The following is a 9826-nucleotide window of genomic DNA, read 5'->3' as shown; positions in this document are numbered from 1 at the left end:
GGCACCGCGGTGCCTCCCCCTCGCCGTACCGCCCGTCAGGCGGCGTCGATACGCCGCTCGGCGACCCGGTTCGCGGCCGCGCCGGGCCCGATGTCCAGGGTCCGCGACATCTCGAAGATCTCGGCCGTGCGGTCGAAGATCGCGTCCACCCGGGACCGGACGACGGTCGGGTCGGATCCGTCGACCTCCCCCGCGACCTGGATCAGGCCGCCGGCGTTGGCGACGTAGTCCGGCACCCACGTGATGCCGCGGTCGCGCAGGATGTCCTCGACCTCCGGGCGGGCCAGCTGGTTGTTCGCCGCACCGCACACCAGACGCGCACCGAGCACCCCGGCGGTCGACGGGGTCAGCGTTCCCCCCAGGGCACACGGTGCGTACACATCCAGCGGCGCCGCGACGACGCCGTCGGCGACCCGTGCCGCCGGGAACTCGGCGGCCACCCGGGCGAGAGCCACCGGGTTCACATCCGAGACCACCACGTCGGCGCCGTCCGCGGTGAGCAGCCCCACCAGTTCGTAGCCCACCTTCCCGAGCCCCTCGACACCCACGGTGCGGCCGGCGAGAGTCGTTGTTCCCCAGACATGCTCGGCTCCGGCGCGCATCGCCTGGAACACGCCGAGCGCGGTGAGCGGCGAGCTGTCCCCGGATCCGCCGGCCGCGGGAGTGCGTCCCACCGCGTGCGAGGTCTGGCGGCCGATCACGTCCAGGTCGCCGGCGTGGGTACCGACGTCGGCGGCGGTGATGTAGCGGCCACCGAGGGACTCGACGAACCGTCCGTACGCGGCGAGCAGCGCCTCGCTCTTGTCCGTGGCGGGGTCACCGAGGATGACGGCCTTGCCGCCGCCGAGGTTCACGCCCGCGACCGCGGCCTTGTAGGTCATGCCCCACGACAGCCGCAGCACGTCCTCGAGCGCCCGGGCCTCGTCGGCGTACGGGTAGAAGCGGGTGCCGCCGAGCGCGGGCCCGAGCGCGGTGGAGTGGATCGCGACGATCGCGCGCAAGCCGGTCGCGGCGTCCTGACAGAAGACGACCTGCTCGTGTGGGCGGTCGGACAGGCACCGGGATCGGCCGAAGACACCGGCGGGGGCGTCGGAGGTGGCCGAACGGGCGAGGGTCGAGGTGGTCACGTGATGGGTTCCTTTCCGGAAGAATGTATTCGGGATGTCGAGAATCGGTGGCGGCTCAGAAGTCGATCTCGACGCCGAGCTCGGCGAGCCGCGCGCGGTACTGCTCGACGGAGCGCAGCTTGACGTCCTCATAGCCGCGGACCGTGTCCGGCAGAGCCGCGACCTGCACCGCGCGGTCGTAGGTGGCGGCATCGAGGTCGGCGGCGAGGCGATCGACCGTGGCGGTGTAGTGCGCGAGCAGGGCGCGCTCGACCTTCCGGACGTGCGCGTAACCGAACGGATCGAGGCGGGTGCCGCGCAGGCGCCTGCCCTTGGCCAGGATCCGCAGCGCCGCGTGCGACTTCGGTCCGAACCCGATCTTCTTGGTGCGGCCGAGCGCCCGCAGGACCGGCGGGTGCAGCCGGTAGGTCAGCTGCTCACCGCCGGGCACCTGAGCGCGTACCTCGTCGAGGAACGTGGGGTCGACGAGCAGTCGCGCGACCTCGTACTCGTCCTTGTAGGCGGTGAACTTGAACAGCCCGCGCGCGACGGCCTCGCTGAGGTCGGTGCGGTCGGTGACACGGCGTTCGGCCGCCCACACGGACTGCACCCGGTCGATGTAGCGGGCGGCGAGGCGTTCGCCCTGGAAGTCGATGAGCGCGGCGGCACGCACCCGCACGAGCCGCAGCACCTCGCCGTCGAGGGTGGTGTCCGCGAACAGGGCGTCCGGGGCGACGGTGACCTTCGGCTGCGGGCGGGCCGGTTCGGTTGCGGCCGCGAACGCGCCGGGGTCGGCGATCGCCACGCGGCCCCACCGGAACGCCGCGATGTTCGCCGCCACCGCGACACCGTTGATCTCGATCGCCTCCTCGACGGACTCGGCGGGGATCTGCAGGCCGCCGAGTTGATGGGCGGCGCCGACGATCAGGAAGTTCGCGGCGGCGGTGTCGCCGAACAGTGCCTGTGCGGCGGCGAGAGCGTCGAACGAGGCCGACCGGCGGGTCGCCGCGTCCAGCCGGGACAGCAGCTCCTGTTCGTCGGGGTGGCGGATCGACCTGTCGTACACCATGTCCCCGGTGGGGGTGCGGCTCGTCGAGGCCACCGCGACGGTCGTGGCAGGATCGGCGTAGGCGAGGTTCTTCGCATCCGCCGCGGTGAGCAGGTCCAGCGCCAGCAGGCACGACGCCCCGCCGGTGGTCACCCGGTTGCCGGGTTCGAGACCGTCGGCGGCGAACCGCAGGTGCGAGACCACCGGGCCGGCCTTCTGGCTCATACCGATCTGGTCCAGGGATTCGACGTCGAAGCCGGCGCGCAGCGCGGCGGTCGCGAGCACCTGGTTGACGGTGACGATGCCGGTGCCACCGATGCCGGCGAGGAAGATGTTGCGGGTGCCCACCGCGGAGCCGGGATCGGGGTCGGGCACGGCCGGGGGCACCGGGACGGTGCGGCGCTGCGGCGTGCGTCCGGGCGCGACCTCGACCGTCACGAACGACGGGCACTCCCCGTCGAGGCAGGAGTAGTCGGTGTTGCACGACGTCTGGTCGATGCGGGTCTTGGACCCGAACTCGGTGTCGACCGGCTGCACCGACAGGCAGTTGCTCTTGACGCCGCAGTCGCCGCAGCCCTCGCACACCGCCTCGTTGATCACCACGCGCGTGGTGCGGGCGGGCAGGGTGCCGCGCTTGCGCTGCCGCCGCGCATCGGCCGCGCAGTGCTGGTCGTAGATGAGCACGGTGACGCCCGGGACCTCGCGCAGCAGCCGCTGCGCCTCGTCGAGCCGGTCGCGGTGCCAGACCGTGACGCCGCGGGCGAGGGAGCGCTTGCGGTGCCGCTTCGGTTCGTCGGAGCAGACGATGATCCGCCGCACCCCCTCGGTGGTGAGCTTGTGGGTGAGCGCGGGAATCGTCAACGCGCCCTCGGCGTCCTGCGCCCCGGTCATCGCGACGACGTCGTTGTAGAGCAGCTTGAAGGTGATGTTCACCCCGGCCGCGACGCACGCCTGCACGGCGAGCTGGCCGGAATGGAAATACGTTCCGTCGCCGAGGTTCTGGAACATGTGCGGGATGTCGGTGAACGGTGCCTGGCCGATCCACTGCGCGCCCTCGCCGCCCATCTGGGTCAGCCCGGTGACGGCGCTGTCGGCGCGGCCGGACATCGTGACGAGCGCGTGGCAGCCGATGCCGCCGCCGCCGATCGAGCCCTCCGGCAGGGCGGTGGAGCGGTTGTGCGGGCAGCCGCTGCAGAAGTACGGGGTGCGCTTGGCCGACAGCACCTCCAGGGGCAGCGACGGGAGCGGCGCGGGTGCGAGGTCCACGTGGCCGCGCAGTACCCGGCGCAGCGGCCCGCGGATCCGGCCGGCGGTCAGTTCGCCGTCGACGGGCATCAGCGGGCGGCCGTCGGCGTCCTTCTTGCCGACGATGCGCGGCGGGGCGTCGGTGCCGTAGAGGATCTCGCGGATCTGGGTTTCGACGAACGCGGTCTTGTCCTCGACGACGACGAGTTGGTCGAGGCCGGAAGCGAATTCGCGGACCAGGTCGGGGCCGATCGGGTACGGCATGCCGATGCGCAGCAGCCGGATCCCGGCGCGATGCAGGTCGGCGTCGGTCACCCCGAGGTCGAGCAGCGCCTGCCGCAGCGCGTCGAACGTGGTGCCGGTGGCGGCCAGCCCGATCCGGGCGTGCGGGGGGTCGACCTCCACGACGTCCAGCCCGTTGGCCTTCCCGTAGGCGTGGACCATCGCCCAGCGCGGCCCGTACAGCTCGGCCTCGGCGATCACGCTGTCGCTCGGCGCAGCCATCGGACGCTGACGGTAGACGAACGGCATTCCCTCCCACTCGATCTCGGGAACCGTGATGCGCAGGTCCGCGACCGAGCCGTCGACGGACCACGCACCGTCGGCGACGTCCGCGACGATCTTGAGCGCGACGAGGCAGCCCGAGGCGCGCGACAGCGCGACCCCGTGCAGGCCCATCGAGACGATCTCGGCGGCGTTGCGGGGGAAGAGCACCGGGATGCCGAGGGCCGCGAGGGACCGTTCGCTCACCGCGGGCACGGTCGACGACTTCGATGCCGGGTCGTCGCCGACCATCAGCAGCACGCCGCCGTTCGGGTCGACGCCGTACATGTTGGCGTGCCGCAGCGCGTCGGTGGCCCGGTCCAGACCGGGGCCCTTGCCGTACCAGACACCGACGACAGCATCGTGGGTGGGCGTGCCCGCCCCGAGCCGGCCCTGACTCCCCCACACGGACGTCGCGGCGAGTTCCTCGTTGAAGCCGGGCACGAAGGTGATGTCGTGCTCGGCGAGAACCTTCGGCATGCCGTGCAGCAGCTTGTCGAGGCCGCCGAGGGGGCTGCCGGGGTACCCGGAGACGAACGTGGCCACGCGACGTCCGTCGCGGATGTCGCGCACGTGCTGCTCGACGAGCTGCCGGGCGATCGCCTGGACGCCGGTGAGCAGCACCGTGCCCGAGCCGGAGCGGTACCGGTCGTCCAGGTCGTAGGGAAGACGCTCGATTTCGCGGACCGCGGTCTCGGTCATCGCACACCACCGTTCCTTTGCTGCGACATGTGTTGTGCAGCGTCGCTCAAGTCACATCAACTGGTGCAGCAATAATCGACATAACTGATTGATTTCGTCAACACACAAGTTTTCAGCGAATCATAATGTTCAAATGTGACTCGCGACACACTCGACAAATGGTCACCGTGATCAGCGGGCGGGTGTCGCACCACCGGCGACGCGGACCCGGCCGGCTCGATGCGCCGTAGCGGACCGGCCCGTCCGCCCTCGCTCCGGGGTCCGCCACCGGCTTCGTGCGCGGTTCCGTTCGATGGGCAGATCGGGGCCGTGGACACCGATGCCGGGGACACCGATGCCCGGGGGCACCGATGCCGAGGGCACGGCCACCGAAGCCGTTCCGCCGAGGCTGCCAGTTCTGCCGGATTTGTCAGGAGCCGGGAGTACCCTGAAGTGGCGCCGGCCGGTTCCGGGCCGGAGCGCCTGGGGAACTGCCGATGAAAGCTTGCGTACCCCGCCATGCCGGGGCACTGTCGTCCACGGCCGGACCGTCGTCCGTGCCGCGGGGCCGCGCGCCGCCGCCCGGTCCCGTCCTCCCGACCGCGCCGATAGACCACATCTGACGGACCCCGCTCACCGGCATGCCCGGGCGAAACGGGTGTCCCCCACCGGATTCACTCCATCGCGACATCGTTCCCGAAAGGACGTTGTCATGCGCACCACCCTCCCGGCCGCCCTGTGCGCGGCCGCCGCCACCCTCCTTCTCGGATCCGGCATCGCCGCAGCGCAACCCGCGCCCGATGTCGTCGGCCTCAGCGAACAACAGGCGATCGCCCTCCTGGACGCGGAAGGCATCCCGTACCGGATCACCAACCGCGCCGGCAATCTGTCCGGCGAGTGCCGCGTCACCGAACAACGGGATCGCGGCTATCGCACCGAAGTCGACTACGTGTACGACCACGACGACGACGAGTTCGATCGTGTCGAACGGCAGGTGTGGTTGGGCGTCGGCCTCGTCGTAGTCTGCCGCTGACCTCTCGCTTCGCGAACCGCATCGCGCACCACCGTGCGCCCCTCGCGACCCGGGGGATGCACGGCGGTGCCGCATGCGCCCAACCGATCCGGCGGAACCGCCTCGACGAACGCGTTCCCCGCACCCTCACCGGGCACGCACCGAGCGCCTTGCCCGAATTATCCAGTCCCGCAGGGGAATCACCCCCTGGTGGCACCCGACGTCCGGGGGCGATCGGCCCTCACGCCTGCGCCGGGATGTCCAACGGCTCGACGCGGGCACGGACCCGGAGGACGTCCGCGTTCACCGAGTACAGGGCGTCGAGGAACGCGACGGCGAAGGAGCCCGGGCCCGTGGCGTTCCCGTCGGCGATCTCCGCGGCCACCGCCACGTGGGCGTGCGCGGCGGCGAGTCCGATCAGCGCCGTGGGGGCGACGGCGAGGTATGCCGCAGCGAGGGCACCGAGCGCGCAGCCGGTGGAGGTCACGCGCGGGAGCAGGGCACTGCCGCCACCGATGCGCAGGCCGGTCGTCGCACCGGCGGCGTCGCGGCCGACGAGGTGGTCCACGGGACCGGAGGCGGACACCGCGTCGGCGTGGGCCAGCAGCGCCAGCGCGGCCGGCACCGCGGCGGCGGGGTCGTCGGAGCTGTCGACGCCGCGGGTGTCGCCACCCAGACCGGCCAGCGCGATGACCTCGGAGGCGTTGCCGCGGATCGCCGTCGGACGGAACGGGAGCAGATCCGCGGCCAGGCCGGTGCGCCACGGGAGGCCCCCCACGCCGACGGGATCGAGCACCCACGGGGTGCCCGCGTCGCGGGCGGCCTCGGCGGCCAGGGTGAACGCCGCCGCCGTCCCGTCGTCGGGGGTGCCGAGGTTGATCAGCACGCCCCCGGCGATGCGGGCGAATCCGGCGGCCTCGTGGACGTTGTCGATGTGGGCGTTGCTCGCGCCGGCGGCGAGCAGGACGTTGGTCAGGAAGTTGGCGGAGACGACGTTGGTGAGCGACTGCACCAGCGGCACCCGGGCGCGGAGAGCGTCGAGGGCGGCGGCGAGATCGTCGACGGTCGGGGGAATCGGGGCAGTGGTCACGATGAAGTCCTGAGCTGGTTCCACGGGAGGTCGGGGCCTCACGTCCCGAACACCCGCTCCACGACCCCCCGGGCACGTCGAGTGACCCGCAGATAGTGGTCGAGGAACTCGGAGGCGTCACCACCCGACCAGCCGGCGACCTGGGCGACCGCCGACAGCAGCTTGCCCGGGCCCGGCAGCTGGTCGGTTCGCTTGCCGCGCACCAGCACGAGCGCGTTGCGGGCGCGGGTGGCGGTGAGCCACGCGTCGCGCAGCAGTGCGACGTCCGCGCTGCTGAGCAGTTCTGCGGCGCCGATCGCATCGAGCGTCTCCAGCGTCGAGGTGTTGTGCAGCGACTCGATGTGGTGCGCGTGCTGCAGCTGCAGCAGCTGCACGGTCCACTCGATGTCGGCCAGGCCACCGCGGCCCAGCTTGGTGTGGGTGGCGGGGTCGGCACCGCGCGGCAACCGCTCCGAGTCGACCCGGGCCTTGATCCGCCGGATCTCGCGCACCGCGTCGTCCGACACGCCGCCGGCCGGGTACCGGGTGGCGTCGATCATGTGCAGGAACTGCAGTCCGAGCTCCGCGTCGCCGGCGACGGCGTCGGCCCGCAGCAGCGCCTGCACCTCCCAGGTCTGCGCCCACTGGGCGTAGTACGCCTGATAGGACGCGAGGGTGCGCACCATGGGTCCGCTGCGCCCTTCGGGGCGCAGGCCGGTGTCGACCTCGAGCGGCGGATCCGTGCTCGGCGCGCCGAGCAGGGTGCGCACCCGCTCGGCGACCTGGTTCGCCCACTTCACCGCGGCGGTTTCGTCCGCCCCGGGGTTCGGCTCGCAGACGAACAGCACGTCGGCGTCGGACCCGTAGCCCAGTTCGCCACCGCCCAGACGCCCCATCCCGATCACCGCGAGCCGCGCCGGCGCCGGCCCGTCCTCCTGCTCGGACGCCTTGATCACCGCGGCCAGGGCAGCCTCGAGCACCGCCGCCCACACCGCGGACAGTGCGCGGCACACCTGCGGTACGTCCAGCATCCCGAGGATGTCGGCGCTCGCGACGCGGGCGAGTTCGGCCCGGCGCAGCGACCGGGCCGCGTTGATCGCCTTGTCGGGGGCGTCGTAGCGGGCCGAGGAGGTGACGATGGCCTTGGCGACCTCGTCGGGCCGCGGTTCGAGGAGCCGGGGCCCGCCGGCGCCGTCGGCGTAGAGCCGGATGACGTCCGGGGCTCGCAACAACAGGTTGGACACGTAGGCGGAGGACCCGAGCACGGTCATGAGCCGGTCCGCGACGGACGGCTCGTCGCGCAGCGTCCGCAGGAACCACACCCGGTCGACCAGCGCCTCGGACAGGCGGCGGTAGGCGAGCAGCCCGGCGTCGGGGTCGCTCGTCTCCCCCAGCGCCTCGAGCAGTTGCGGCAGCAGCAGCGCCTGGATGCGGGCCTTGCGGGAGGCACCGCCGGACAGTGCCGTCAGGTGGCCGAGCGCGTTCTCCGGTGCGCTGTAGCCGAGCGCGGCGAGCTGCCGGACCGCGGCGTCGGGCGACAGCCGCAGCGCCTCCTTGTCCACCCGGGCCACCGACTCGAGCAGAGGCCGGTAGAACAGCTTCGCGTGCAGCTTGCGCACCCGCGCCGAGTTGCGCTTGATCTCCGACTCGAGCACCCCGAGCGCGTCGTGCCGTCCGTCGGGGCGCATGTGCGCGGCGCGGGCGAGCCAGCGCATCGCCTCCCGGTCCTCCGGGGGCGGCAGCGTGTGGGTGCGTTTGAGCCGCTGCAGCTGCAGGCGGTGCTCGAGCAGCCGCAGGAACTCGTAGGAGGCCCGCAGGTTCGCGGCGTCGTCGCGCCCGACATAGCCCCCGTCGGCGAGGGCGGACAGCGCCTGCACGGTGTTCGGTACGCGCAGCGCCTCGTCGGCGCGGCCGTGCACCAGCTGCAGCAACTGCACCGCGAACTCCACGTCGCGCAGGCTGCCCCGGCCCAGCTTGAGTTCCCGCTCGCGCAGCTCGGCGGGCACGAGTTCCTCGACGCGCCGGCGCATCGCCTGCACCTCGGGCACGAACGCCTCCCGCTCGGAGGCCGTCCACACCATGGGGCTGAGCGCCTCGACGTAGCGGCGACCGAGGTCGAGGTCGCCCGTCATGGGCCGGGCCTTGAGCAGTGCCTGGAACTCCCACGTCTTGGCCCAGCGCTGGTAGTACGCGACGTGCGAGTCCAGGGTGCGGACCAGTGCGCCGCGCTTGCCCTCGGGACGCAGCGCGGCATCGACCTCGAAGAACGCCGAGGTGCCGATCCGCATCATCTCCCCGGCGATGCGGCCGGCGCGGGCGTCGGCCGGCTCGGCGACGAACACGACGTCGACGTCGCTGACGTAGTTGAGCTCGCGGGCCCCGCACTTGCCCATCGCGATGACGGCCAGGTCGACGGGGCAGGGACCGTCCGGGACGACGCTGGCGACGGCCACCGCCAGGGCCGCCGTCAGGGCCGCGTCGGCGAGGTCCGCGAGCCGCTGCCCCACCTCGAGGTACGGCAGGACCGGTTCGTTCTCGACGACGGCCGCGAGATCGGCGGCCGCGAGCAGCGCCAGCTGGTCGCGATAGCCGGTGCGCAGCGCAGCCACGGCCGCCGGACCGGTGATCGTCGCCCGGTAGATCAGACGGTTGTCTCCCGTCCCGGCCTCGGGTTCGGCCTCGACGTAGCCGAGCATCCGATCGGTGAGGGTCCGCCGGTCGGGCAGCTGCAGCGTCCCGGCGAGGCCACGCCACCGATCCGGGTGGGCCACGATGTGGTCGCCCAGGGCGGACGACCCGCCGAACAGGCCGAACAACCGGCCGCGCAGCCCCTTGTCGGTGCGCAGCGCCGCGTCGAGCTCGGCCCAGCCGTCGCCGAGCGCGTCGTGCAGCCGGGCAAGGGTGCGCAGGGCGAGGTCCGCGTCGGGTGCGCGGGAGAGGGCCCACAGCAGTTCGGTGCTGTCGGTGTCGGTCCAGCCGAGCTGCCGGAGTTCGTCGGGGGCGGTCGGGGCGAGGAGGCCGAGCCGACCGGCGCTCGGTATCGCCGAACGCGCCGTCGGCGGTCTCACCATGCCGCCACCGTCGCTCCGGCGCGGGACACTACCGCCCGAGTGGGCACGGAC

General features: G+C 72.5%; 5 protein-coding genes. 1 reads left to right on the top strand and 4 read right to left on the bottom strand.

Translation table 11 applies throughout. The annotated features are described in order from the left end of the window. Positions 1-35: 35 nt before the first annotated feature. Together AIIKEEIJ_RS25675 and AIIKEEIJ_RS25670 are read right to left on the bottom strand one after the other, a co-directional pair. On the bottom strand, positions 36-1127 hold the full coding sequence (locus AIIKEEIJ_RS25675; protein ID WP_029544260.1) for a Glu/Leu/Phe/Val family dehydrogenase: 1092 nt from the start codon (positions 1125-1127) through the stop codon (positions 36-38). Positions 1128-1182: 55 nt separating this feature from the next. Continuing rightward, entirely contained in the window at positions 1183-4644 is a 3462-nt protein-coding gene (locus AIIKEEIJ_RS25670) for an indolepyruvate ferredoxin oxidoreductase family protein (protein WP_161996851.1), read from the bottom strand. 691 nt (positions 4645-5335) lie between these two features. Between AIIKEEIJ_RS25670 and AIIKEEIJ_RS25665 the strand changes: the two genes are divergently transcribed. Further along, complete coding sequence (locus AIIKEEIJ_RS25665; protein ID WP_006947731.1) at positions 5336-5656, top strand: PASTA domain-containing protein; 321 nt, start codon at positions 5336-5338, stop codon at positions 5654-5656. Between the two features lie 220 nt (positions 5657-5876). Here AIIKEEIJ_RS25665 and thiM read toward each other — a convergent pair whose 3' ends face one another. Beyond that, positions 5877-6725 (bottom strand): hydroxyethylthiazole kinase, encoded by an 849-nt coding sequence (thiM, locus tag AIIKEEIJ_RS25660; protein ID WP_043800876.1) that lies wholly within the window; start codon positions 6723-6725, stop codon positions 5877-5879. A gap of 38 nt (positions 6726-6763) precedes the next feature. After that, positions 6764-9775, bottom strand: a complete 3012-nt coding sequence (locus tag AIIKEEIJ_RS25655; RefSeq protein WP_043800846.1) for a bifunctional [glutamine synthetase] adenylyltransferase/[glutamine synthetase]-adenylyl-L-tyrosine phosphorylase — start codon at positions 9773-9775, stop codon at positions 6764-6766. Positions 9776-9826 lie beyond the last annotated feature (51 nt).

This window comes from Rhodococcus sp. YH1 (assembly GCF_009939605.1).
GTDB lineage: Bacteria > Actinomycetota > Actinomycetes > Mycobacteriales > Mycobacteriaceae > Rhodococcus > Rhodococcus aetherivorans.
This window is presented reverse-complemented; position numbering and strand designations above follow the sequence as displayed.